The organism is Vibrio artabrorum (genome assembly GCF_024347295.1).
Lineage (GTDB): Bacteria > Pseudomonadota > Gammaproteobacteria > Enterobacterales > Vibrionaceae > Vibrio > Vibrio artabrorum.
The window spans coordinates 591,571-616,781 of the sequence record NZ_AP025458.1 but is presented as its reverse complement, the minus strand read 5'-3'; the positions used below and the strand labels follow the sequence as shown (position 1 = coordinate 616,781).

Genomic DNA, 25,211 nt, shown 5'->3' with positions numbered 1-25,211 from the left:
TTAAAAGTCTATCTCTTCAAACGCATTCAAGGTCTGTCTTTCTATTGAGCCCACAAAACCCCTTGGGTGTTGTATGGTTAAGCCTCACGGGCAATTAGTACAGGTTAGCTCAATGCCTCGCAGCACTTACACACCCTGCCTATCAACGTCGTAGTCTACGACAACCCTTTAGGACACTTATAGTGCCAGGGAAAACTCATCTCAAGGCTCGCTTCCCGCTTAGATGCTTTCAGCGGTTATCGATTCCGAACTTAGCTACCGGGCAATGCCATTGGCATGACAACCCGAACACCAGAGGTTCGTCCACTCCGGTCCTCTCGTACTAGGAGCAGCCCCTTTCAATTTTCCAACGCCCACGGCAGATAGGGACCGAACTGTCTCACGACGTTCTAAACCCAGCTCGCGTACCACTTTAAATGGCGAACAGCCATACCCTTGGGACCGACTTCAGCCCCAGGATGTGATGAGCCGACATCGAGGTGCCAAACACCGCCGTCGATATGAACTCTTGGGCGGTATCAGCCTGTTATCCCCGGAGTACCTTTTATCCGTTGAGCGATGGCCCTTCCATTCAGAACCACCGGATCACTATGACCTGCTTTCGCACCTGCTCGAATTGTCATTCTCGCAGTCAAGCGGGCTTATGCCATTGCACTAACCACACGATGTCCAACCGTGTTTAGCCCACCTTCGTGCTCCTCCGTTACTCTTTGGGAGGAGACCGCCCCAGTCAAACTACCCACCAGGCACTGTCCGTAACCCCGATTCAGGGGCCAACGTTAGAACATCAAAACTACAAGGGTGGTATTTCAAGGACGACTCCACCACATCTAGCGACGCGGTTTCAAAGTCTCCCACCTATCCTACACATGTAGGTTCAATGTTCAGTGCCAAGCTGTAGTAAAGGTTCACGGGGTCTTTCCGTCTAGCCGCGGGTACACTGCATCTTCACAGCGATTTCAATTTCACTGAGTCTCGGGTGGAGACAGCGTGGCCATCATTACGCCATTCGTGCAGGTCGGAACTTACCCGACAAGGAATTTCGCTACCTTAGGACCGTTATAGTTACGGCCGCCGTTTACCGGGGCTTCGATCAAGAGCTTCGACCGAAGTCTAACCCCATCAATTAACCTTCCGGCACCGGGCAGGCGTCACACCGTATACGTCATCTTACGATTTTGCACAGTGCTGTGTTTTTAATAAACAGTTGCAGCCACCTGGTATCTGCGACTCTCGTCTGCTCCATCCGCAAGGGACTTCACTGATAAGAGCGTACCTTCTCCCGAAGTTACGGTACCATTTTGCCTAGTTCCTTCACCCGAGTTCTCTCAAGCGCCTTGGTATTCTCTACCCGACCACCTGTGTCGGTTTGGGGTACGATTCCTTACAATCTGAAGCTTAGAGGCTTTTCCTGGAAGCATGGCATCAATGACTTCACTACCGTAGTAGCTCGACATCGTATCTCAGCGTTAGTAGCGGTCCGGATTTACCTAAACCACCCGCCTACGTACTTGAACCTGGACAACCGTCGCCAGGCCCACCTAGCCTTCTCCGTCCCCCCATCGCAATTGTAAGAAGTACGGGAATATTAACCCGTTTCCCATCGACTACGCCTTTCGGCCTCGCCTTAGGAGTCGACTTACCCTGCCCCGATTAACGTTGGACAGGAACCCTTGGTCTTCCGGCGAGGGAGTTTTTCACTCCCTTTATCGTTACTCATGTCAGCATTCGCACTTCTGATACCTCCAGCAGCCCTTACAGACCACCTTCAACGGCTTACAGAACGCTCCCCTACCCCACATACCCTAAGGTACATAGCCGCAGCTTCGGTGTATAGCTTAGCCCCGTTACATCTTCCGCGCAGGCCGACTCGACCAGTGAGCTATTACGCTTTCTTTAAATGATGGCTGCTTCTAAGCCAACATCCTGGCTGTCTGAGCCTTCCCACATCGTTTCCCACTTAGCTATACTTTGGGACCTTAGCTGGCGGTCTGGGTTGTTTCCCTCTCCACGACGGACGTTAGCACCCGCCGTGTGTCTCCCGGATAGTACTTACTGGTATTCGGAGTTTGCAAAGGGTTGGTAAGTCGGGATGACCCCCTAGCCTTAACAGTGCTCTACCCCCAGTAGTATTCGTCCGAGGCGCTACCTAAATAGCTTTCGGGGAGAACCAGCTATCTCCAGGTTTGATTGGCCTTTCACCCCTAGCCACAAGTCATCCGCTAATTTTTCAACATTAGTCGGTTCGGTCCTCCAGTTGATGTTACTCAACCTTCAACCTGCCCATGGCTAGATCACCTGGTTTCGGGTCTAATCCTAGCAACTGTACGCCCAGTTAAGACTCGGTTTCCCTACGGCTCCCCTAAACGGTTAACCTTGCTACTAAAATTAAGTCGCTGACCCATTATACAAAAGGTACGCAGTCACACCACGAAGGTGCTCCTACTGCTTGTACGTACACGGTTTCAGGTTCTATTTCACTCCCCTCACAGGGGTTCTTTTCGCCTTTCCCTCACGGTACTGGTTCACTATCGGTCAGTCAGTAGTATTTAGCCTTGGAGGATGGTCCCCCCATATTCAGACAGGATATCACGTGTCCCGCCCTACTCGTTTTCACTGATTATGATGTGTCGGTTACGGGGCTATCACCCTTTACTGCGAGACTTTCCAGACTCTTCACCTGCATCATTAAAAGCTTAAGGGCTAATCCAATTTCGCTCGCCGCTACTTTCGGAATCTCGGTTGATTTCTCTTCCTCGGGGTACTTAGATGTTTCAGTTCCCCCGGTTTGCCTCCTGCTGCTATGTATTCACAACAGGATACTTACTTATGTAAGTGGGTTTCCCCATTCAGGAATCCCAGACTCAAAAGGTTATTACTACCTAATCTGGGCTTATCGCAAGTTATTACGCCTTTCATCGCCTCTGACTGCCAAGGCATCCACCGTGTACGCTTAGTCACTTAACCATACAACCCGAAAGGGTCTTGTGTATGATACAAATTTGCTTTCACTTTCAAAAAGTGAAGACAAAAAGCAACCAAGGTTTTTGGTTGTCATTAAGAAGGGTTAATTCTTAATAACTGTTTGCCGGACTCAATTGTGATTCAAACAAGTTTGAATCGAATACAAGACACTTGAATGTGTTTGTTGTGTTTATCTAATGAAAGATAAACATTGAGAACTTTTAAATTTGATTAACTTAATCACAGCCTTGAGCTGTTTGATTTCACTTTTTAAAGTGAAAACCAATTAAGTAATCAGTCAGCTTTCCAAATTGTTAAAGAGCTTGATTCAATAAATTGAACCATTTTTAAAGACTCTCGTAAGACTTTTTATCTAACAAGAACGCTTAAAGATGGTGGAGCTATGCGGGATCGAACCGCAGACCTCCTGCGTGCAAGGCAGGCGCTCTCCCAGCTGAGCTATAGCCCCATCTAGGTCGATATTGGTGGGTCTGAGTGGACTTGAACCACCGACCTCCCGCTTATCAGGCGAGCGCTCTAACCAGCTGAGCTACAGACCCAATATCGTCTCTTAACTTTTCTAAACCTAATCAATCTGTGTGGACACTCATCGTAAGTATCTTCGTATAAGGAGGTGATCCAGCCCCAGGTTCCCCTAGGGCTACCTTGTTACGACTTCACCCCAGTCATGAACCACAAAGTGGTGAGCGTCCTCCCCGAAAGGTTAAACTACCCACTTCTTTTGCAGCCCACTCCCATGGTGTGACGGGCGGTGTGTACAAGGCCCGGGAACGTATTCACCGTGACATTCTGATTCACGATTACTAGCGATTCCGACTTCATGGAGTCGAGTTGCAGACTCCAATCCGGACTACGACGCACTTTTTGGGATTCGCTCACTATCGCTAGCTTGCTGCCCTCTGTATGCGCCATTGTAGCACGTGTGTAGCCCTACTCGTAAGGGCCATGATGACTTGACGTCGTCCCCACCTTCCTCCGGTTTATCACCGGCAGTCTCCCTGGAGTTCCCGACATTACTCGCTGGCAAACAAGGATAAGGGTTGCGCTCGTTGCGGGACTTAACCCAACATTTCACAACACGAGCTGACGACAGCCATGCAGCACCTGTCTCAGAGCTCCCGAAGGCACACCTGTGTCTCCACTGGCTTCTCTGGATGTCAAGAGTAGGTAAGGTTCTTCGCGTTGCATCGAATTAAACCACATGCTCCACCGCTTGTGCGGGCCCCCGTCAATTCATTTGAGTTTTAATCTTGCGACCGTACTCCCCAGGCGGTCTACTTAACGCGTTAGCTCCGAAAGCCACGGCTCAAGGCCACAACCTCCAAGTAGACATCGTTTACGGCGTGGACTACCAGGGTATCTAATCCTGTTTGCTCCCCACGCTTTCGCATCTGAGTGTCAGTATCTGTCCAGGGGGCCGCCTTCGCCACTGGTATTCCTTCAGATCTCTACGCATTTCACCGCTACACCTGAAATTCTACCCCCCTCTACAGTACTCTAGTTCACCAGTTTCAAATGCAGTTCCGAGGTTGAGCCCCGGGCTTTCACATCTGACTTAATGAACCACCTGCATGCGCTTTACGCCCAGTAATTCCGATTAACGCTCGCACCCTCCGTATTACCGCGGCTGCTGGCACGGAGTTAGCCGGTGCTTCTTCTGTTGCTAACGTCAAGAGATAGCGCTATTAACACTACCCCCTTCCTCACAACTGAAAGTACTTTACAACCCGAAGGCCTTCTTCATACACGCGGCATGGCTGCATCAGGCTTGCGCCCATTGTGCAATATTCCCCACTGCTGCCTCCCGTAGGAGTCTGGACCGTGTCTCAGTTCCAGTGTGGCTGATCATCCTCTCAGACCAGCTAGGGATCGTCGCCTTGGTGAGCCATTACCTCACCAACTAGCTAATCCCACCTAGGCATATCTTGACGCGAGAGGCCCGAAGGTCCCCCTCTTTGGCCCGTAGGCATTATGCGGTATTAGCCATCGTTTCCAATGGTTATCCCCCACATCAAGGCAATTTCCTAGGCATTACTCACCCGTCCGCCGCTCGACGCCCATTAACGCACCCGAAGGATTGTTAGTGTCGTTTCCGCTCGACTTGCATGTGTTAGGCCTGCCGCCAGCGTTCAATCTGAGCCATGATCAAACTCTTCAATTTAAGATTTTGTCGACTCAACGAATACTGACTTCAAAACTAATATTCATTCGCCTATTCGAAAATAAACAAAAAAACATGTAATTCTAAAGCTATTACCATTCCAACAGAATGATAATGAATTGACTGTGCCAAGACTAAGTAAACTTAATCTCGATTGGTCACTCAGTTCATTGAAATCAATTTTGATTCCGAAGAATCTGTTTTATCTAACGATAAAACGTTTTGATATTCATCAACGAGTGCCCACACAGATTGATAGGTTTAAATTGTTAAAGAGCTTTACTTGTTGAGCGTTCCTTTTATCTAAGGCACCTCTCGAAGTGGACGGCCATTCTAGCGAATTGGATTCCAGTGTCAAACACTTTTTCCAGCTAATTTTTCAAAGCATCTTAAATGCTTATCACCGTCTTGTTACTCAGTTCAAACCGCTTGGTTATCCTTAGCAACGGAGGCGTATTATAGAGAGAATAATCCTTTGCACAAGGCCAAAAACGAAAAAAAGCCGCCACCGGCGACCGTTCGAACACTATTCACACAAAACGTTTAAAATAGGTACGATTAAGCCCTAATTTCGGCTAATCGTACCTACAATTCTTACTTCAACTATTGGTGAGCAATAATGCGGTCGTTATTGACTAATAGCTGCACTTTTTTATCCGGATTGACCTTTCCTGCCAATATCGCTTTCGCTAGCGGGTTCTCAACCGTTTGTTGAATCGCTCTTTTAAGAGGTCTTGCGCCATAGACAGGATCAAAACCAACTTGAGAAATTAGCTTAAGTGCTTTTTCTGAAACTTCGAGTTCATAACCGCTGCCTTCCATTCGTTTTTTCAAATGCTCGAGTTGAATCGCAGCAATCGACTCAATATGCTCTTGCCCTAATGGATGGAACACGACACTTTCATCGACACGATTCAAAAACTCAGGTCGGAAATGTTTACCCACCACTTCCATAACCTCATTTTTAATCCCTTGGTAATCCAACGTATTGAAGTTTTCTTGAATTCTCGATGAACCGAGGTTAGACGTCATGATCACAACGGTATTCCTAAAGTCGACCGTGCGACCTTGTCCATCGGTTAAACGCCCATCATCAAGAACCTGCAATAGAATATTGAAAACATCTGGATGTGCTTTCTCTACTTCATCAAGCAAAATAACAGAATAAGGTTTTCGACGAACAGCTTCAGTTAAATAGCCACCCTCGTCATAACCAACGTAACCAGGAGGAGCACCAACTAAACGCGCAACTGAGTGCTTTTCCATAAATTCTGACATATCGATGCGCACCATGGCATCTTCACTATCGAACATGAAATTGGCTAATGTTTTACACAGTTCTGTTTTACCGACGCCAGTAGGACCAAGAAATAAGAACGAACCAATTGGCCTATTCGGGTCAGACAAACCAGCACGACTACGACGAATCGCATTAGAAACGACTTCGACCGCTTCCGCTTGCCCGATAACACGCTTGTGCAGGACACCTTCCATTTTCAGAAGCTTCTCTTTTTCTGCTTCTAACATTTTAGAAACCGGAATCCCGGTTTGCTTTGACAGAACATCAGCAATCTCAGTGTCCGTCACTTTATTACGTAATAGGGTCATCTCTTGCATTTCAGCTTGAGCTGCAAGATCTAACTGCTTTTCTAACTCCGGGATTCGGCCATATTGCAATTCAGACATACGATTAAGATCACCAGCGCGCCGTGCAAAATCCATATCCATACGAGCTTGTTCTAGCTCTGATTTAATATGTTGCGTTCCAGATAATGCCGCTTTTTCTGCGTTCCATACTTCTTCAAGTTCGGCAAATTCTCGTTCTTTATCAGAAAGCTCGGCTTGCAGTGTACGAAGGCGCTTTTCACTGGCTTCGTCGTTTTCGTTAGTTAGTGCTTGCTGCTCAATCTTCAATTGAATGATTTTGCGCTCCAACTTATCTAATGACTCAGGTTTTGAGTCAATCTGCATTCGAATACTCGAAGCTGCTTCATCAATGAGATCAATCGCCTTGTCTGGTAATTGACGATCTGAAACATAACGGTGTGATAGCGTTGCCGCTGCTACGATAGCAGGGTCAGTAATTTCCACGTGGTGATGAAGTTCATAGCGCTCTTTTAACCCCCGAAGAATAGCGACAGTGTCTTCAACTGTCGGTTCATCCACTAGCACTTTTTGGAATCGACGCTCTAATGCTGGATCTTTCTCTAGATATTGACGATATTCATCAAGCGTAGTCGCGCCGACGCAATGCAATTCACCACGAGCTAATGCAGGCTTTAACATGTTGCCAGCATCCATCGAGCCTTCGCCTTTACCCGCCCCGACCATAGTATGAATTTCATCAATAAAGAGAATGACATTGCCCTCTTCTTTCGATAATTCATTAAGCACAGATTTTAAACGCTCTTCGAATTCACCACGATATTTCGCACCGGCAATCAAAGAGCCCATATCTAACGAAAGTACACGTCGGCCTCTTAAACCTTCGGGGACTTCATTGTTGATAATACGCTGCGCTAAACCTTCAACTATTGCTGTTTTACCGACACCCGGTTCACCGATAATGACAGGGTTATTCTTAGTACGCCGTTGAAGTACTTGAATTGTGCGACGAATCTCGTCGTCTCGACCAATGACAGGATCGAGCTTGCCTTGCTCTGCTCTTTCGGTCAGATCAATGGTGAACTTCTCTAATGCTTGGCGTCTATCTTCAGCATTCGGGTCATCCACTTTTTGACCACCTCGAACTTGCTCGATAGCTTGAGATAATTTTTGTTCGGTAAGACCGAGCTCTTTAAGTAAACTTCCTAAAGGCCCTTTGTCTTCAATGGCTGCAAGTAGGAATACCTCTGAAGAGATGTAACTGTCTTGGCGCTTTTGTGCGACCTTATCACACAAGTTAAATAGCACTCCCATCGCACTAGAAAGCTGAACATCCCCACCGATGCCACTCACCTTTGGCACCCGATCTAATATCTCACTTAATTTTGAACGCAGTTGGACCACGTCAACATTCAACATGGTGAGTAATGGACGGATCGCACTACCCTCTTGATTAAGCAAAGACACCATGAGGTGTACCGGTTCTATATATTGGTGATCACGACCTAATGCGAGCGACTGAGCATCAGATATCGCAATTTGGAATTTACTGGTGAATCGATCGAGACGCATGCCAACCTTCCTACTCTTAGATATGTTTATCTTATGATTAGAAGATGGATACGGTAACGCAGATTTTCAAGGGATAAGAATGAAGAATAGAGCTGATATAAAAATATAAATGAACTGGATGGCTGGTTGCACTCGTGAAAAGTTACTCCAACCAAATAAAGGTAGCCTGACGACCCGTAATGCCATCGCGGCGATAAGAATAGAACGCATCGGCATCCGTGAAAGTACAGAGATTGGAATCTGTCACCAAAGTCACGCCAGCTTTGTTCAGTCGTTGCGTTGCAAGTTGGGACATGTTTGCCAACCATTTACCAGGCTCAGTTTTAGCTCTGAATGCTGATTTAGCTTGAGGATCGGCATCAACAAAAGCAGCCAGTACATCGTCACCAACCTCGAACGCCTCTTGACCAATTGCAGGGCCAAGCCAAGCCATGACCTGATTCTCGGAGTCTAGGTTTAAAAACTTTGCAATGGCATTTTCAAGTATACCACCAGCAAGACCACGCCAACCGGCATGAACCGCAGCAACTTGAGTGCCTTGGCTATCCGTTAAAATGACCGGTAAGCAATCGGCTGTCATCGCAGAACACACAACCCCTTTAGCTGTGGTAAATACACCGTCAGCATCAAGAATATCGGCCGTAGGCTCTAACACAGTAACGACGTCTGTTGAATGCGTTTGGTTTAGCCACACTGGAGCTACAGGCATATTCGCGTGTTGCTTGAGCCAGGCTCTGTTATTTTCAACAAGCGAGGCATCATCCCCAACATGCGTACCTAGGTTTAATCCTTGATACGCACCAGTAGAACAACCCTCAAAACGTGTCGAAGCAAATGCTTTCACGTTTTTTGGCGCGTTCCAGTCAGGGATGATCAGCGACATGATTAAATATCGTCTTCTTTGTTTTCACGAGCATCAACACGTAACGCTTCAGCCATCACAACCATATCGTTTGGCACAGGTGCGTGAAACTCAACGTCTTCACCAGTAATAGGGTGAACAAATTTAAGCATGACAGCATGCAGTGCTTGGCGATCAAAAGAACGAATCATTGTTGTCAGCTCTTCAGATGCCCCTTTTGGAATACGAGCACGGCCACCATATGCAATATCACCTAACAGTGGATGCTGAATATATGACATGTGGACACGGATTTGGTGAGTACGACCGGTTTCTAGACGCAGACGAATACGAGTATGTTCGCGGAAGTGCTCTGCAACACGGTAGTGAGTGACCGCAGGCTTACCTAATTCATTGACGTCCATCAAAGTACGTTTAGTTGCATGACGACTAATGCCTTTTTCTACCACACCACCCGCTGTCATTTTGCCAATGGCAATGGCTTCATATTCACGAGTAATGCGACGTTTAGCAAGAGCACGTACAAGACGAGTCTGAGCTGGAACCGTTTTAGCCACAACCATAAGGCCTGTTGTGTCTTTATCAAGACGATGCACAATACCCGCACGAGGCACTTCAGCAATCTGAGGGTAGTGGAAAAGTAATGCGTTTAGTATGGTTCCATCCGGTGTGCCTGCACCTGGGTGTACGACTAAGTCTCGAGGTTTATTGATAACCAGTATGTCATCATCTTCATAGACAATGTTTAATGGAATATCTTGTGCCTCCCAGCGCTCTTCATCTGCAAGTTCAGCTTGCAGGATGATCTCTTCCCCGCCGAAAACTTTGACACGCGGTTTGGTGATAACTTCGCCATCCACTTGGATTTTGCCGTCAAGAAGCCACTCTTTAATACGAGAGCGAGAAAAATCGGTAAATAGTTCCGCGACAGCTTGGTCTAAACGTTGACCTAACTGGCTGCTTTTTACTGTGTCTGTTAATGTTATCTGCTGAGCCATATCGAACTTTTTTAAAAACCGTGAGACTAATACCCATTAGTATGGATAAAATAGAATAATTGCATCATTGTATCTGTTACTGGTTAGAAAGTAACGGAGCTTACGAAATATTTAATTCAAGGAATCGACGCCTGACATGAAACACCTTACTTTATCGGGTCTATTAGCCGTATCACTCTTGGTTGGTTGTTCAAGTAGTGAAGAGATAGTGCCAGATGTACCACCATCGGTTCTCTACTCTGACGCTCAAGAATCACTGCAGAGCGGTAGTTGGCTTACTGCAATTGAAAAGCTAGAAGCCCTAGACTCTCGTTACCCATTTGGCGCCTATTCAGAACAAGTACAATTGGATCTCATTTATGCGTACTACAAAAATGATGACTTAGCACTGGGCCTTGCGACCATTTCTCGATTCCTACGCTTAAACCCAACGCATGAAAAACAAGACTGGATTTTATACATGCGTGGTCTGACACACATGGCTCAAGATAGAAACTTCATGCATGATCTTTTTAATATCGACCGAAGTGACCGTGATCCGGAACCCGTAAAGCTTGCCTTTGCTGATTTCAAACGATTGCTCGAACGTTTCCCTAACAGCCCTTACGCTGAAGATTCGCAAAAACGCATGTTTGCTCTTAAGAATCGTCTGGCAGATTATGATTTAGCCACGGCTGACTTCTATCTACGACGTAAAGCTTGGATTGCTACGGTAAACAGAACACAAGAACTGCAAAAAACTTACCCTGACACCATTGCTGCACGTAAGTCTCTAAAAATACAGTTAGAAGCCTATAAGCAACTTGGGCTAGAAGACGCCATAAAAAGAACAGAAAAGTTAATTGAGTTAAACCCACTGCCTTAATCCGCAGCCCACATAACGACGTCAAAAGCGTGCTAATTTCTTAGCGCGCTTTTTTAATTCATCAGGTCAACTTGATGAATCCCACTTTCCACAGTATCTTGAATAAATAAAACTTAACACAACATTAACACGGAGTGTGGATGTGAGTAGGTTGTTATTCCTTATCGGGATCGTGCTATTTAGCCAAATAATCCACGCGCTAGAACTGTCCCCATTAAGCAACAAGCCTTATACCGGCGATCTGGATGTACTCAAAACCAAAGGAGCAGTGCGGGTACTCGTGTCGGCCGATCTTGGCTTTTATTACATAGAAGATGGCAAACCAAAAGGTATTGTCGCAGAAATGCTCTATCACTTTGAGAAGAGCCTTCATAAGAAACACCCCTATCTCAATGTTCAAATCATCCCCGTGCAACGAGATGATCTACTTCCCTCTTTAGAATCTGGTTATGGTGATATCGCTGTCGCTAACCTAACGATCACCGACAAACGATTACGAACCATCGATTTTTCAGATCCGATGATGAAAGAGGGTAAAGAACTCATTATCACAGAAAAAAAAGCTGAACCTATTACCGATATCAAGCAATTGAGCGGCAAAGAAGTTTGGATCCGTGCAAGCTCGAGTTATTTCGAAAGCGTGCAAAAAATGAATAAAGAGCTCAATAAATTGGATTTGCCTCCCCTATACGTTCACTTCATCGAAGAGTCACTACAGGACTACGAATTGATAGAGCTCGTCAACCAAGGCTACATACAAGGCACTATCCTAGATAGCCATAAAGTAAAGCTGTGGACTGACGTAATGGAAAACATTCAGATCCATCACGATTTCCCCTTACGTGAAAATGGCCAAATAGCGTGGGCATTGAGGAAAAACAGCCCGCAACTCAAGAAAGAGATCAACAAATACGTCAAGACCGCACGAACAGGCACCTTACTTGGAAATGTTATCTATAAAAAATACATCGACAACACTCGTTGGTTAGGCCGGGCGCTCAACCCAAATAAAGTCGACAGGGTAACGAAACTGGCCGATGTGTTTGAAAAATACTCGAAAAAGTATGAATTCGATCCTTTAATGATGTCTGCACAAGGTTTTCAAGAATCAGGATTGGATCAAAGCAGGGTTTCTCATCGAGGTGCAATTGGTGTGATGCAGGTATTGCCGAGTACAGCCAAAGACAAAAACGTCAACATCAAAAACATCCATAAGGTAGATAACAACATCCATGCGGGGGTGAAATATATGCGCTTCATCAAAGACCGATATTTTGACGACCCGGCGATATCACCAGACAATCAAATCTACTTCACTTTAGCTTCTTACAATGCAGGCCCCGCTAAGATCAGAAAAATGAGACAGATAGCTAAGAAGAAAGGATACAACCCTAACATCTGGTTTAAAAACGTCGAAATCGTTACGCGAAAGTATGTCAGTAAAGAGCCCGTCACGTATGTCGCCAACATCAACCGTTACTATGTCATATACAAGCAACTACAGGCCATCAATGCTATCCGAGAAGAAAGTACAGCGAGATTACAGAACGCCAACGATTAACTTCCCTTCAATCCCAGAGTTTGGAGAACAACGGTATGAGTATGAGGTAAAACTAAAAACACAAAAGCCGCATAAAAAAATTTATGCGGCTTTTGCTGATGGGATTCTGAAGAAGCTTACGTAATCACCTACAACACGAGATCTATATCACACAACACTATTGAGTGAATTTTCATCAAGTACTTTCTATGGGCTGTAAGATGCCCCTAAAAACGGATGGAATTTTTAGCGAAGCCTTGCCTCCAAGTTATCGTTTTTCATAAGGATAACAAGCATTTTTCGCCAAAAATATATAAAGACTTGCGTAAGATCACATTTGATTTTAATGCTTATCCCACCCAACAAGAACAAGATCTAGATCACATTCTTTATTCCCAAAAGTCGTAATCTGAAGTTAACCCATGAGGGATACAACAGAGGAAAACTTCTATGAAAATGAATATCACTGGCAAAAATATCGACATTACCTCTGCAATCCGTGATCACATAGAAAGCAAATTTAAAAAGCTGGATAAATGGCAAGTGGATATCATTGGCTGCCAAGCGAGCTTTAGTGAAGAACCAAACAAGAAGAAGAAATTTGAAGCGGTACTCACTGTACCCAAAGGGCAACTTGTTGCTTCATCCATTCATGACGACCTCTACGCGGCTATCAACGAAGTAGAACAAAAACTAGAACGTCAACTCAACAAGCTACGCCATAAACCAGAAGCACGTCGCGCTGAAAAGCCTGAAATAGAAGAGTTAGAATCTGAAGTCGATTAAGGAAAGAGAACAGATTAAAAAATAGCGCCTCAGGGCGCTATTTTTTTGCTTGACGCTCGCAGCTCGCTTGCTTATTGTGTTTAAACATTCATAAAACAATCACTTTTTATGCACACTCAATCTTTGTTTATTTTTGACTTCTTTTTTCTTCCGTAAATCGGAGGCTGAGTCGTTTTAGAAAAACAAGTCAAAAACGAACAAGAAGCCTCCCACATTAGGGAGGCTTTTTTATAAGGACACATTTATGACTGACCGCTCAATTTCACTGGATGATATCCGCCTTCGCCTTAATGATTTAGATGACGAACTACTGAAGCTACTTTCAGAACGTCGCAAGCTAAGCATCGAAGTTGCTAAAAGCAAGGTAGAAACATCAAAGCCAGTTCGTGATGCAGTAAGAGAACAACAACTTCTGGTTAAGCTGATTAACAACGGCAAAGATAAATACGAGCTTGATGCGCAGTACATTACCAAACTGTTTCACACCATCATTGAAGACTCGGTACTACTGCAACAGTCATACTTGCAAAACCTTGCGAATCCACAAAGCCGCAAGCCGCTCGCGCGCGTTGCATTTTTAGGCTCTAAAGGTTCATATTCCCACCTTGCTAGCCGCGAGTATTTCAGCCGCAAGAATATGGAATTAATTGAATTAAACTGCAATCACTTCAAAGAAGTCGCCTTAACGGTAGAGTCAGGCCATGCTGACTATGGTGTTCTGCCTATCGAGAACACGAGCTCAGGGTCCATCAACGAAGTCTACGATCTGCTGCAACATACGACGCTTTACATCGTTGGTGAGCTTTCTCAGCCTATTGAGCATTGCCTTGTTGCGAAAAACGATCTTCGTTTAGAAGACATCAAAACACTCTATTCACACCCACAACCACATCAACAGTGCAGTGAGTTCTTGAGCCGTCTTAATGGTGTCACCCTTGAATCTTGCGCAAGCACAGCTGATGCAATGAAAAAAGTAAAAGAACTAAATAGCGATGATGTGGCAGCGATTGGCAACGCATCGAGCGGTAAGCTTTATGGCCTACAACCTATCCAAGGTAACATTGCGAATCAGACAGAAAATCACACTCGTTTTATTGTTGTCGCACGTAAACCGGTTGAAGTATCGACTCAGATTCCAGCCAAAACCACACTCATCATGTCAACATCGCAAGAGGCGGGCTCTTTGGTAGAGACACTGCTGATTCTGCAACGCTTAGGTATCAACATGACTAAGCTAGAATCTCGCCCTATTATGGGTAATCCATGGGAAGAGATGTTCTATGTGGATTTAGAGGCACACCTCGATTCAGATAACATGCAGCAAGCGATAACAGAATTAACGGCGATTACTCGTCATCTGAAAGTCTTAGGCTGTTACCCTAGCGAGAACATCAAGGCGACTCAAGTTAAGTTGTCGTAACTTCTCGTCGTCATGAACCGTTGGCCAGTTTCTATCCATGTGATAGAAACTGACGGTCAGTGAAGTCCCCCAACAGTCAGGAAGACGCCATAATCAGCACTCCTTAGATACGAATGAAGCGACAAACCTTCGAACTCACAAACTTCAATTTAATTCACGAACAGAAGAATCTAATCAATGAAATCCGTTATCATTGCTTCGCTAAATCCCGCTAAGATCAACGCTGTTAAAAGTGCGTTCATATCGGCTTTCCCAGAGACAGAATTTGAATTCACTGGCATCAACGTCGCGAGTGGGGTATCAGATCAACCGATGAGCAACAGCGAAACCTATCAAGGTGCAATCAACCGCGTGAACAATGCCACTCAAGCGCAACCAAATGCCGATTTTTATGTGGGGTTAGAAGCGGGAATTGAAGGTAATATGACTTTTGCTTGGATGATTATTGATGCGAATGGTCAACGAGGAGAGTCTCGTTCCGCAAGTCTGATGTTACCACCAACGGTACTTGCAAAGCTTGAACATGCCAATGAGTTGGGCGATGTTATGGATGAAGTCTTCGGAACAGACAACATCAAACAAAAAGGGGGGGCGATAGGTCTCCTGACACACAACCAACTGTCACGTAGTTCTGTCTATCATCAAGCGCTAATCTTAGCTCTGATCCCATTTGTGAATCCTGAACACTTTCCTATCTAATGCTCAGTTAAACGGCGAAAGATTCAGAGAATCATCATCAGAAACAAAAAACGCTAACATCCAGTTAGCGTTTGTTATCGAATTCGTGTTCGCACTCTCCAGTGCTCGCTTAACTCCGTGATGACTTTAGCAATAAGTCGGCGATCACCGCTTTCTCTTGTTCAGATTTAGCCTTTAGCTCATTTGAGCCTCTGGTTATCGTCGCAACCCCGACCCCCAACATTTGACTGACCTGCCTTTGAGACAGCTCGCCTTTCATCAGCTCACAGAAGATATTAATTCGAGCGACCAGAGCATCTCGCTCGTCTGGTGTCATCATCATGGTCAACAATAGTTCATGCTGATCTTTTTCAACAGCCGCTTTAACCACTGCCATCAGTTGTTGCCAATTATCATATTCAGGTTGTGATGCCATATATCTACACTTACTTTTAAATTCTGACTTTAAAGCGTCGCTTAACGGTATAAAGCGTTTAACACTTTATACCGCAACACTTAATGTGATCCAATGTAAAAAGACACAAAGTGGGGATGCTTCGCACTCACCGCTTTTGATAGTGACCCATTAATACTGAGTGGTCGCCTCATGAGGAGCTAAAAACGGTCCCTTTTCCCCCAAGATATCTCGATAGTAGGTCTCAAACATCAAGATATTCTGAACGTAGCCCCGCGTCTCTTTGAATGGGATCATTTCAATAAAAGCATACGCATCGAGCTTTTCATCACTGCGTGAACGCCATTGTTTCACACGGCCTGGCCCCGCGTTGTATGCAGCAAAAGCAAGAATACGGTTATTGTCATACTGAGAAAGTAAGCTCTCTAAGTAATAACTGCCAATCTCAATATTCTTACCAACATCATAAAGCTCCTCGCTGCCTTGGTACTTAATCTTGTACTTGTTAGCGGTATATTGAGCAGTCTTTGGCATGATTTGCATGATGCCACGCGCACCAACTGGAGAGCGAGCTTCTGAATCCATCGCACTCTCTTGTCTCGCTAAAGACATCAAGGTGATAGGATCAATGTCATGTTTTTCTGCGTAGAAATCAAACCACCATTTATGAGCAACCGGGAAACGTAAGGCGATGTTACTCCATATCTTCGCGGAGATACTGGCCGTTACCATAAAGTGATTCCAACCTCGTGTCGCAGCATACGCGGCAAGCATCGCTTTTTGATTTTTGTCAGCATGAGTTAGTAACCAACGCCATTCACTCTTCGCCGCAGCAATTTTATCTCGGTCAATCAGCTCACCAATGCGCACCAAAGAGGTGGTAAATGGCTTCACTGTTTCAGCGTTGAACTTAAGTGTCGAGGTTGGATAATGAATCGGCTGACCTAACTGCTTAGCTGCCGCCACACTGTAGAAGTTACGTTGACCCAAGATATTGGATAGTCGCTTATTGCCTTTGTCAGTATCGCCCGTCGCAATTTCTGCCCTGCCCTGCCAATATTGCCAGAGGATTGAGGCTTGGTGCTTATCATCCAAACGAGCTATCCACTCTTTCAAACCCACCCAATCGGCATGTTGAATCGCCAAACGTGCACGTCGTTCAAGCAATATCGATTGTGATGAGCGAGCCAACATTTTGTCTCGCCATGCCATCAAAACTTCAGAATCAGTATTGATCAAACGAAGTGCTAAGTAATCCGCTAACTCCTGTGCTTTCTCTTTGGAAAAATTTTGAGCGACCACAACGTCATCGAACACTTCTTGAGCGCGACTCGCTGATGTTCTTGCTAATTTTTCGAAACCAAGCTGTGTTTGAGTTTGGTAGAATTGATTAGCGGGGTGCTCCTTGGCGAAGGTAAGCACATCTTCAGGGTGGTTGAACAACACCTTCATCTGTTTCGCTTTAGCCACTGACTCATCATCATCTAATTGTTTTATTAAATAGATCATCAGCTTGCCATTATTCTCTTCAAACGCTAGCAGCATCCGATCAAGAATGAGCTTATCGGTTCTTAAACCGGCTTGGTCCCAGCTCTTAAATAGAGGAGTACAGGCATCATCAACACCGCGACCACTCAACCAAAGTTGCTTAGCCCCTTTAAAGGCAAGCTCTTGATTGCCCTGTTCGTAATGCGCGCGGTAATAGATACATTGATATTTTTCACCCACCGGTTCTTTCGTTTGAAACTCAAGGATTGTCTTCCACTGTTTTTGAGAAGCCAATGAATCTAAATAAGGCGCGCGCATTCGATTGGAAAACGGTAAGGCTTTATTCTCTTCAATAAAAGCGTCCACTTCAGCAGGAGTACGCTCACCAAGGTCAATAAGAAAGGCTCGATAATCGGTATATGGTGTTAAAGGGTATGTTTGAATTTGGTTACGCAGCACAGAGTAGGCTTTTAGATCATGGTTGTCTAAAACCTCTTGCGCTCTATCATAAACATCACGCTGCATCTCAAGCTCTGAGGCATTGCTAGCCATCGTTATCGGAGCCTGTGAAAATGAAAACAACATTGCAGATGCAACCACAGCCATTTTCGTATTACCAATGCGGAAAAACATTCGCTCTTTCCTTAGTGCGTGTATGGATACGTGAAGTCTATTTACGCCCGACATCACATCAAATGTAAAGGATTTGAATGTTAAATATTATTAACATTTAACACCCCACCTCAAAAGCCAATTAAATACAGTTTTAATGATCACTGTGACAATAATAGGTAAGGATTGATTCAAGAATGGCTTTTCTGTCCTAGGAGTAACATCTTTAGGGATATTGGTATAAAATAACCGACAATTTTGAACAATAATTAGGATTGATCGGCAATGGCTGAATACGTATATACCATGTCTCGGGTGAGCAAAACTGTTCCACCTAAGCGTCAAATTCTTAAAGACATTTCTCTTAGCTTTTTTCCTGGCGCTAAAATCGGTGTTTTAGGTCTCAATGGTTCAGGTAAATCTACCCTACTGCGTATCATGGCTGGTATTGATACTGATATTGATGGTGAAGCTCGTGCACAACAAGGCCTTAAAGTCGGTTACCTACCGCAAGAGCCGGTACTAGATGAATCAAAAACCGTGCGTGAAATCGTAGAAGAAGCGGTTTCTGACGTCGCTGACGCACTTAAGCGTATTGATGCAGTTTACGCAGCCTACGCTGAACCAGATGCCGACTTCGATGCACTTGCGAAAGAGCAAGGCGAACTGGAAGCTCTGATTCAAGCAAAAGACGGTCACAACCTAGAGACAGCACTAGAGCGTGCTGCTGATGCACTTCGTCTGCCAGAGTGGGATGCGAAAATCGAGTTCCTATCAGGTGGTGAACGTCGTCGTGTTGCTATCTGCCGTCTACTTCTTGAAAAGCCAGACATGCTGCTTCTTGATGAACCAACCAACCACTTGGATGCAGAATCAGTAGCATGGCTTGAGCACTTTCTAGTTGATTACAGCGGTACTGTGGTGGCGATTACCCACGACCGTTACTTCCTAGACAATGCTGCTGGCTGGATTCTAGAGCTTGACCGTGGTGAAGGTATCCCATGGCAAGGTAACTACACATCTTGGCTAGAGCAGAAAGACGAGCGTCTTAAGCAAGAAAAAGCGGGCGAAAGCGCGCGCCAAAAAACGATTGAGAAAGAACTTGAATGGGTTCGTCAAAACCCTAAAGGTCGTCAAGCTAAGTCTAAAGCTCGTATGGCTCGTTTTGAAGAGATGACAACTGGCCAATACCAGAAGCGTAACGAAACCAATGAACTGTTCATCCCACCGGGTGAGCGTTTAGGTGACAAGGTGCTTGAAGTTAAGAACCTCACGAAGTCATTTGGTGATCGCGTTCTTATCGACGACCTATCTTTCAGCATGCCTAAAGGTGCTATCGTCGGTATCGTTGGTGCTAACGGTGCGGGTAAATCAACACTGTTTAAGATGCTAAGTGGCGCTGAACAGCCCGATTCAGGCACTGTTGAGCTTGGCGAAACGGTTAAGCTTGCGTCTGTTGATCAGTTCCGTGACAGCATGGACGACACAAAAACAGTATTCCAAGAGATCTCTGAAGGTGCTGATATCATTAAGATCAACAACTTCGAAATCCCTGCACGTGCCTACTGCTCTCGCTTCAACTTCAAAGGCAACGACCAACAGAAAATCATCGGTCAGCTTTCTGGTGGTGAACGTAACCGTGTTCACTTAGCGAAACTGCTCAAAGCAGGCGGTAACGTACTGTTACTCGATGAACCAACCAATGATCTTGATGTCGAAACACTACGAGCACTTGAAGAAGCGCTGCTTGAGTTCCCAGGCTGTGCAATGGTTATCTCGCATGACCGTTGGTTCCTCGACCGTATTGCGACCCATATCTTAGACTACCGCGATGAAGGTCAAGTTAACTTCTACGAAGGTAACTATACTGAATATACAGAGTGGCTGAAGAAAACTCTTGGCGCACAAGCGGCTGAACCACACCGTATCAAATACAAGCGTATTGCTAAGTAAATTCGCTTGCATTTTGAACAAAGGCCGCAATAATAGCGGCCTTTGATATATCTGGCTTACGTGTTATCCATCGATATAAAGAGATTAATTATGATTGAAAGACGTCAATTTTCACGAGTTATTTATCAAGCTCCGACTGAAATATCACAAGGACAAGTAAAGGTATCCGGCTCAGTGCAAGACTTATCTCTTCATGGTTTGCTCCTTCGATGTGATGATGGGCAACAGCTCAGCCATGACTCTCCTGTTGAAGTGAGCTTTAAGCTCGAAAACAGTGATATCAATATTCAGTTAGAAGCAACGATAGTCTCAACCATCAATACCTCAATGCGTTTGCGTATAGAACATTTAGATATTGATAGTATCAGCCACCTTAAGCGCCTTATTGAGCTTAATGTGGGTGACGATGAACTGCTTTATAGAGAGATGGAACACCTTACTGATTTAGGTCAGGAATAATACCGCCACTACCTTTTTTCGATTAGAAGCATTTAGCTAATACAGAATCATGTCTAGAAAAATTTCCATTACGATTCCCTCTCGTCAGGGGGAACAGACGTTTTATTTCGGCCGTAAAACCGTACTCATATGCACGACAGCACTCTTTTCAGTGCCGTTATTCATTGGCGGAATGGCATACATGCACTTCGAGAATAAACAAGAACTCGCACTGCAAGCGGGTGATGCCCAACAGTTGATTGAAACGCTGATTGTTGAAAAAGAGCAAACTGAAGATCTTTACGCTGAGCAGGTAGAAACCAACCACTCGCTATCACAGGCACTCACCGAGAAAGAAAGCACGATCCAACTGCTTGGTAAGCGCGTCTTTGATGTGGAATCTGTACTGGGTCTTGCCGATGAGGAACTGCTTACTGATGATGTCTCTTTAGAAGAACGTATTGATGCGGCTGCAGTCGATTCAGCAGTAAGAGCCACAATGTTCCGTTTGATTCCAAACGACAGCCCGATGGCTTATCAACGTATCTCTTCTTCTTATGGTAGCCGCACTAACCCTATTTCAGGTAAACGCCATGTACATACTGGTATCGATCTGACGTGTAAGCGTGGTGAAGATATTGTCGCGCCCGCCGATGGAGTGATTGAAACGGTACGCCCAAGTAACAAAGGCTTCGGTAACTTTATTACTGTGCGCCACTCGTTCGGTTTCATGAGTTCTTACGCGCACCTACAAAAGTTCAAAGTTCGCAGCGGTCAGTTTGTGAGTAAAGGTGATGTGATTGCAAGCTGCGGTAACTCAGGTAACTCAACCGGCCCACACTTGCATTATGAAGTACGCTTCCTTGGTCGTTCACTGAACCCTCAATACTTGATGGATTGGACACCGGAAAACTTCAACTACGTGTTCGAAAAAGAGAAAAAGGTTAAATGGGGCCCACTGGTTCAACTGATTGATAATGTGGTTCGCTTACAGATCAACCTAACGAACGTACCTTACATTAGCTCGACCATCGACACCGTATCAAGCGAAGATAGCAAGAAACCTATCACGACGAACTAGAGCCTATTGGTTTGGCCTATGATGATCTAATCGCTTTTAGACTACTGTAGGCCAAATGCTTTGATAGCGTTCCACACCAACAAAAAGAGCGACCGTCTGGTCGCTCTTTTTTATGATTTTAAACGGGTTTTAACCACGATGAATCGAATCATGAGCTTGCTTTAGAAGACTTTGGCTCTCTTGCAAGAACTGCTGCGAGTAGTCGCCAAACCAATCACTGACTTGATTAAAGCTCTCAACAAACTTGGCTTTATCTTTGCCATCCAAGATTTCTAATGCTTCACCGAAACGACGATGGAAACGTCGAATCATTTCAATGTTCTCATCTGAAGAAAGAATGATATCACCGTACAAGTTCGGGTCTTGAGCAAACAGACGACCGACCATCGCAATCTCAAGTCGGTAGATTGGCGAGCTTAGCTTCAGAAGCTGATCGATGTTCGGGTTCTCTTTACTCAGGTGCAATCCGTAAGCAAAAGAGGTGAAGTGGCGTAGTGCTTGAATCAGAGTCATGCCGTGATCGTGTTCAGCAGCATCCATCTGGCAAAGGCTCGCGCCCCAAATACCAAATTGATTCAGTAGCCATTGGTAGCTTTCGGAGCCTCGACCATCACTGTAAACAATCACCTGCTTAGCTAAGCTTGGAACATCAGGGCCAAACATTGGGTGTAATCCAACCACTGGACCTTGGTGTATGTTCATCATGGCTTGTAGAGGTTTCGATTTAATTGAGGTCAAATCACATAGAATACAATCGCTTGGTAGGTTACCTAGCTTCGCAATCACACCTTCAGTTAGATGAATTGGAACCGTAACAACCACAAGGCCAGCACTCTCTAAGATTTCATCGGCTCGGTCCCAGTCTTGGCTGCCAAGAATTTTCACTTGGTAACCAGAGAGCTTGAACATACGGCCAAACAAGCCACCAAGTTGGCCATTACCGCCAACGATAACCACTGAACGTAACTCTGGGTTAAGACACTTAAAGCCAGAGTCTTTCTCACTGGCATAGGACTCACGCATAGTTCGACGCAAAATATCTTCAATTAACTGTGGCGGAACCCCTATTTTCTCAGCTTCTTGACGACGAGATGCCAGCATCGCAGCTTCACGCTCTGGGACATAAATAGGTAAACCATGTTCACTTTTTACTTCGCCGACTTTCTCGACTAAAGCAAGGCGTTGAGCCAGTAAATCCAACATTTGTTTATCAACAGCATCGATTTGGTCGCGTAATTCGTTCAGTTCAACGGCCATTTTATTCCTTACTCATCTATAAGCCCGTGCTAATCTAAAGGCCCGCACTGATGCAGGTTCGTTAGCGACAGATCTTAAAATGCCCCATTATATGAGGCACTTAAATTCAAACTCTGACTAACCTTTCAAGCGGTTTTCTAAAAACGGAACTAACTCCGTATGTGCATGCTTCAATAGTGCCTCAGTTGACTCCCAATTGATACATGCGTCGGTAATAGAAACGCCGTATTTCATCTCATTGAGAGGAATATCTGACGGCTGATTTCCTTCGTTAATATGGCTCTCAATCATTAGGCCGATAATCGACTTGTTGCCTTCACGAATTTGGTGAATTACATCTTCTGCAACAAGTGGCTGGCGACGGAAATCTTTACGAGAGTTAGCGTGACTGCAATCCACCATCAACGCGGCATCTAAATCAAACTTACCCAACTCTTCTTCACACTCATGTACTGACACTGAATCGTAGTTTGTCTGCTTACCACCACGTAAAATAACGTGACCATTTGGGTTACCCTGAGTCGTTAGCAGTGCAACCTCACCTTCACGGCTGATGCCCATGAAGCGGTGACTAGAAGACGCCGCCTGCATCGCATTGATTGCCGTACCTAGGTTGCCATCAGTGCCGTTTTTAAAACCGATTGGCATTGAAAGACCACTTGCCATTTCACGGTGAGTTTGAGATTCAGTCGTACGTGCACCAATCGCCGCCCAGCTGAATGTATCGGCTAGGTATTGTGGGCTGATTGGATCGAGTGCTTCTGTCGCTAGTGGAATTTCCATCTCAGCGAGTTCAACAAGCAGCTCACGGCCAACATGCAGGCCATGCTCAATATCGAAACTGCCGTCTAGATGCGGGTCATTGATCAAACCTTTCCAACCCACCGTAGTACGAGGCTTCTCAAAGTACACTCGCATAACAATATACAGTTGATCGCTCAGTTCTTCAGACAGTGCTTTAAGGCGTTTCGCATACTCTTTCGCCGCTTCGATATCATGGATAGAACATGGTCCACACACGATAAGCATACGGTGATCTTTCTTATGAATGATGTTCGCAATCGTTTCACGAGACTCTTGAATAAAACGACGAGCATTATCGCTCAAAGGTAATTTCGCTTTTAACTCCTCTGGAGTAATCAGTACCTGTTCGTCGATGATATTGACATTGCTTAATTCACTTTTCTGCATAACTCAACCTGTATATTTATTTTTACACCCTGAATATCAATATGGGCTAACAATCTTTAAAAACACAATAACAGCTATAAAAACGATTGCAAGTGTAAACAATAAAAAACATTTGATGTAAACTTTTATATACATGCACTGTTTAGCTCATTACCTAGTACAAACAGAACTAAACGGTACTTCACACATACAAAAAAGGCGATATTTCTCATATCACCTTCTTAAAACTTATAGCGTGTTTATTTATCACCCAGCGTTTAACATTCGTTTGATTTGCTCTGAGGCCTCTTTCCATCGACTATCCGAATGAAGAGTTGGCAAATCAAAGCTGTGTTTTTTAAGCAATGAGTTGGCTAAAGGTACCTCTTGAATCGCTAATTGATCAAGAGCCTCAATTTGTGCATCTCGTTTGTTACACATCAACACCATATCACAACCGGCATTCAAAGCCGCCTTCGCTCTGTCTGCTGGCCCGCCCATTATGGCAGCACCTTCCATTGTTAAATCGTCAGAGAACACCAAGCCTCTAAATCCAAGCTGTTGCTTCAATACCTTTTGAAGCCAATACTGTGAACCACTCGCTGGCTGATCATCATAGTGAGAGAAAACCACATGCGCAGGCATCATCGCATCCAATATTCCGGCTTCAATTTGCGCCTTGAAGATGGCCATATCGGTGTCAAAGATGTCATCTCTAGGATCGTAAGGCGTTTCAAGGTGTGAGTCTGCAATCACCCCACCGTGTCCAGGGAAGTGCTTTCCTGTTGTCGCCATGCCAACCGACTTCATGCCCTTAATAAAAGCGCTACTGTGACGAACGATGGTATCAATATCTTCACCAAACGCGCGGCTACCAATCGCTTTGCAGTCGTGGCCTTTGTCTAGTACTGGCGCAAAGCTCAAATCGATATCATGGGCAATCAATTCCGCCGCCATCAACCAACCTGCTTGTTCCGCTAACTGCTCACCATGATTCTTAGTCGCAAATTCCTGAGCCGCTGGGATAATTGAAAAGCCGTCACGAAAACGCTGAACTCGGCCGCCTTCTTGGTCAACGCCGATTAAAATAGGACGTTTTGCAACTTTACGAATCTCTTTATTTAATGCCGATAACTGTTTGCTATCGTGATAGTTTCGAGAAAATAAGATGAGGCCACCTACAGTTGGATGCTCTAAAATCTCTCGGTCTTCAGCGGTCAGTTCGTAGCCTGCAACATCAACCCACAACGGTCCCATATTTATCCCTTATTAAACCCAATTTCATCAACTTCCCGAGATTATTCTCTTTAAATTTGCTTTACAAT

16 protein-coding genes, 2 tRNA genes, 2 rRNA genes and 1 other annotated feature are annotated in these 25,211 nt (G+C 45.0%); of the genes, 8 read left to right on the top strand and 12 right to left on the bottom strand.

Translation table 11 applies throughout. The features are described from left to right. Nucleotides 1-73: 73 nt before the first annotated feature. From OCU36_RS02780 to rluD, 7 genes are all read right to left on the bottom strand, one after another. A 23S ribosomal RNA gene (locus OCU36_RS02780) occupies nucleotides 74-2,967 on the bottom strand. A 390-nt stretch (nucleotides 2,968-3,357) separates the two neighbouring features. Next, nucleotides 3,358-3,433, bottom strand: a tRNA-Ala gene (locus OCU36_RS02775). Between the two features lie 14 nt (nucleotides 3,434-3,447). After that, nucleotides 3,448-3,524: transfer RNA gene (locus OCU36_RS02770), tRNA-Ile, on the bottom strand. 67 nt (nucleotides 3,525-3,591) lie between these two features. Then, a 16S ribosomal RNA gene (locus tag OCU36_RS02765) occupies nucleotides 3,592-5,146 on the bottom strand. The 16S and 23S rRNA genes sit together here with 2 tRNA genes alongside, the layout of an rRNA operon. Before the next feature lie 603 nt (nucleotides 5,147-5,749). Beyond that, complete coding sequence (gene clpB / locus OCU36_RS02760) at nucleotides 5,750-8,323, bottom strand: ATP-dependent chaperone ClpB (protein WP_261838946.1); 2,574 nt, start codon at nucleotides 8,321-8,323, stop codon at nucleotides 5,750-5,752. A 142-nt stretch (nucleotides 8,324-8,465) separates the two neighbouring features. Further along, nucleotides 8,466-9,206, bottom strand: a complete 741-nt coding sequence (pgeF, locus tag OCU36_RS02755; protein WP_261838945.1) for a peptidoglycan editing factor PgeF — start codon at nucleotides 9,204-9,206, stop codon at nucleotides 8,466-8,468. 2 nt (nucleotides 9,207-9,208) lie between these two features. Further along, entirely contained in the window at nucleotides 9,209-10,183 is a 975-nt protein-coding gene (gene rluD / locus OCU36_RS02750) for a 23S rRNA pseudouridine(1911/1915/1917) synthase RluD (RefSeq protein WP_261838944.1), read from the bottom strand. A 136-nt stretch (nucleotides 10,184-10,319) separates the two neighbouring features. Between rluD and OCU36_RS02745 the strand changes: the two genes are divergently transcribed. The 5 genes from OCU36_RS02745 (at nucleotide 10,320) to yjjX (ending at nucleotide 15,493) form a co-directional block, all read left to right on the top strand. Next, nucleotides 10,320-11,048 (top strand): outer membrane protein assembly factor BamD, encoded by a 729-nt coding sequence (locus OCU36_RS02745; RefSeq protein ID WP_261838943.1) that lies wholly within the window; start codon nucleotides 10,320-10,322, stop codon nucleotides 11,046-11,048. Between the two features lie 136 nt (nucleotides 11,049-11,184). Continuing rightward, a complete protein-coding gene (locus OCU36_RS02740) occupies nucleotides 11,185-12,609 on the top strand; it encodes an MltF family protein (protein ID WP_315972664.1) in 1,425 nt (474 codons plus the stop codon). A gap of 429 nt (nucleotides 12,610-13,038) precedes the next feature. Further along, nucleotides 13,039-13,374, top strand: coding sequence for a ribosome hibernation-promoting factor, HPF/YfiA family (gene hpf, locus OCU36_RS02735; RefSeq protein WP_261838942.1), 336 nt, complete (start codon nucleotides 13,039-13,041; stop codon nucleotides 13,372-13,374). Between the two features lie 110 nt (nucleotides 13,375-13,484). Continuing rightward, nucleotides 13,485-13,606: a sequence feature (Phe leader region), on the top strand. Between the two features lie 12 nt (nucleotides 13,607-13,618). After that, nucleotides 13,619-14,794, top strand: coding sequence for a prephenate dehydratase (gene pheA, locus OCU36_RS02730; protein ID WP_261838941.1), 1,176 nt, complete (start codon nucleotides 13,619-13,621; stop codon nucleotides 14,792-14,794). A 177-nt stretch (nucleotides 14,795-14,971) separates the two neighbouring features. Then, on the top strand, nucleotides 14,972-15,493 hold the full coding sequence (gene yjjX / locus OCU36_RS02725) for an inosine/xanthosine triphosphatase (protein ID WP_261838940.1): 522 nt from the start codon (nucleotides 14,972-14,974) through the stop codon (nucleotides 15,491-15,493). A 109-nt stretch (nucleotides 15,494-15,602) separates the two neighbouring features. On the opposite strand, the gene trpR is transcribed toward yjjX, so the two are convergent. Further along, nucleotides 15,603-15,908, bottom strand: coding sequence for a trp operon repressor (gene trpR, locus OCU36_RS02720; RefSeq protein ID WP_261838939.1), 306 nt, complete (start codon nucleotides 15,906-15,908; stop codon nucleotides 15,603-15,605). A gap of 150 nt (nucleotides 15,909-16,058) precedes the next feature. Next, entirely contained in the window at nucleotides 16,059-18,008 is a 1,950-nt protein-coding gene (locus OCU36_RS02715) for a transglycosylase SLT domain-containing protein (protein WP_261838938.1), read from the bottom strand. A gap of 264 nt (nucleotides 18,009-18,272) precedes the next feature. Here OCU36_RS02715 and ettA point away from each other — a divergent pair, with 264 nt between their 5' ends. From ettA to OCU36_RS02700, 3 genes are all read left to right on the top strand, one after another. After that, nucleotides 18,273-19,940 carry an energy-dependent translational throttle protein EttA gene (gene ettA / locus OCU36_RS02710; protein ID WP_261838937.1) on the top strand — a complete coding sequence of 556 codons (1,668 nt, stop codon included), beginning with the start codon at nucleotides 18,273-18,275 and terminating at the stop codon, nucleotides 19,938-19,940. 90 nt (nucleotides 19,941-20,030) lie between these two features. Next, on the top strand, nucleotides 20,031-20,399 hold the full coding sequence (locus OCU36_RS02705) for a PilZ domain-containing protein (protein ID WP_261838936.1): 369 nt from the start codon (nucleotides 20,031-20,033) through the stop codon (nucleotides 20,397-20,399). 49 nt (nucleotides 20,400-20,448) lie between these two features. Beyond that, nucleotides 20,449-21,459, top strand: a complete 1,011-nt coding sequence (locus tag OCU36_RS02700; protein ID WP_261838935.1) for a M23 family metallopeptidase — start codon at nucleotides 20,449-20,451, stop codon at nucleotides 21,457-21,459. 129 nt (nucleotides 21,460-21,588) lie between these two features. On the opposite strand, the gene tyrA is transcribed toward OCU36_RS02700, so the two are convergent. The 3 genes from tyrA to nagZ form a co-directional block, all read right to left on the bottom strand. Beyond that, complete coding sequence (gene tyrA / locus OCU36_RS02695; protein WP_261838934.1) at nucleotides 21,589-22,716, bottom strand: bifunctional chorismate mutase/prephenate dehydrogenase; 1,128 nt, start codon at nucleotides 22,714-22,716, stop codon at nucleotides 21,589-21,591. Between the two features lie 117 nt (nucleotides 22,717-22,833). Next, the gene (locus OCU36_RS02690; protein WP_261838933.1) at nucleotides 22,834-23,907 is read right to left on the bottom strand and encodes a 3-deoxy-7-phosphoheptulonate synthase; all 1,074 of its coding nucleotides are present in this window, start codon (nucleotides 23,905-23,907) and stop codon (nucleotides 22,834-22,836) included. Nucleotides 23,908-24,153: 246 nt separating this feature from the next. Then, nucleotides 24,154-25,143: a beta-N-acetylhexosaminidase gene (gene nagZ / locus OCU36_RS02685; RefSeq protein WP_261838932.1), complete on the bottom strand. Its 990-nt coding sequence runs from the start codon at nucleotides 25,141-25,143 to the stop codon at nucleotides 24,154-24,156. Nucleotides 25,144-25,211 lie beyond the last annotated feature (68 nt).

Excerpts from the sequence above, each read along its gene's own strand:
- tyrA (WP_261838934.1), bottom strand. The coding sequence starts at position 22,716 with ATGGCCGTTGAACTGAACGAATTACGCGACCAAATCGATGCTGTTGAT.
- OCU36_RS02690 (WP_261838933.1), bottom strand. The coding sequence starts at position 23,907 with ATGCAGAAAAGTGAATTAAGCAATGTCAATATCATCGACGAACAGGTA.
- ettA (WP_261838937.1), top strand. The coding sequence starts at position 18,273 with ATGGCTGAATACGTATATACCATGTCTCGGGTGAGCAAAACTGTTCCA.
- nagZ (WP_261838932.1), bottom strand. The coding sequence starts at position 25,143 with ATGGGACCGTTGTGGGTTGATGTTGCAGGCTACGAACTGACCGCTGAA.
- hpf (WP_261838942.1), top strand. The coding sequence starts at position 13,039 with ATGAAAATGAATATCACTGGCAAAAATATCGACATTACCTCTGCAATC.
- rluD (WP_261838944.1), bottom strand. The coding sequence starts at position 10,183 with ATGGCTCAGCAGATAACATTAACAGACACAGTAAAAAGCAGCCAGTTA.
- OCU36_RS02715 (WP_261838938.1), bottom strand. The coding sequence starts at position 18,008 with ATGTTTTTCCGCATTGGTAATACGAAAATGGCTGTGGTTGCATCTGCA.
- pheA (WP_261838941.1), top strand. The coding sequence starts at position 13,619 with ATGACTGACCGCTCAATTTCACTGGATGATATCCGCCTTCGCCTTAAT.
- trpR (WP_261838939.1), bottom strand. The coding sequence starts at position 15,908 with ATGGCATCACAACCTGAATATGATAATTGGCAACAACTGATGGCAGTG.
- clpB (WP_261838946.1), bottom strand. The coding sequence starts at position 8,323 with ATGCGTCTCGATCGATTCACCAGTAAATTCCAAATTGCGATATCTGAT.
- pgeF (WP_261838945.1), bottom strand. The coding sequence starts at position 9,206 with ATGTCGCTGATCATCCCTGACTGGAACGCGCCAAAAAACGTGAAAGCA.
- OCU36_RS02700 (WP_261838935.1), top strand. The coding sequence starts at position 20,449 with ATGTCTAGAAAAATTTCCATTACGATTCCCTCTCGTCAGGGGGAACAG.
- OCU36_RS02705 (WP_261838936.1), top strand. The coding sequence starts at position 20,031 with ATGATTGAAAGACGTCAATTTTCACGAGTTATTTATCAAGCTCCGACT.
- yjjX (WP_261838940.1), top strand. The coding sequence starts at position 14,972 with ATGAAATCCGTTATCATTGCTTCGCTAAATCCCGCTAAGATCAACGCT.
- OCU36_RS02745 (WP_261838943.1), top strand. The coding sequence starts at position 10,320 with ATGAAACACCTTACTTTATCGGGTCTATTAGCCGTATCACTCTTGGTT.